This window comes from Bacillus cereus group sp. BfR-BA-01316 (genome assembly GCF_022664195.1).
Taxonomy (GTDB): domain Bacteria; phylum Bacillota; class Bacilli; order Bacillales; family Bacillaceae_G; genus Bacillus_A.
Genome location: NZ_JAKUGX010000095.1, coordinates 1 through 476 on the forward strand (window position 1 = coordinate 1; position 476 = coordinate 476).

Below are 476 nucleotides of genomic sequence, written 5' to 3' on the forward strand. Positions count from 1 at the left end.
ACAGGAGCAACTGAAGGCTGTCTTTGTGATTGCTGTGTTTTACCTATGCAGAACGTTTTACAACAACTTATTGGGGAAACTGTGATTCTTGGTACTATTGCAGACGCGCCCAACGTCCCCCCTCTTTTCTTTTTATTTACTATCACTTCCGTAAATGATTTTTTAGTTACAGTTACAGATGGTACCACATCCTTTGTGGTCAATATTTCTGATGTAACAGGGGTAGGATTTTTACCACCAGGGCCATCTATAATATTACTTCCACCTGTAGACTCAGGATGCGAATGTGATTGTCGTGAACGACCAATTAGGGAATTACTAGATACGCTTATTGGTTCTACAGTGAATCTTTTAGCAAGTAATGGTTCTATTGCAGTAGGTTTTAACGTGGAACAAACAGGTCTTGGTATAGTTCTAGGTACTTTACCTATAAATCCAACTACAATCGTTAGGTTTGCTATTTCAACCTGCAAAAT

Annotated in this window: 1 pseudogene; it reads left to right on the top strand. The window is 38.9% G+C overall.

From position 1 onward, the window contains the following. Positions 1 to 476: pseudogene (locus MR071_RS25130) on the top strand (hypothetical protein); the annotation flags it as partial.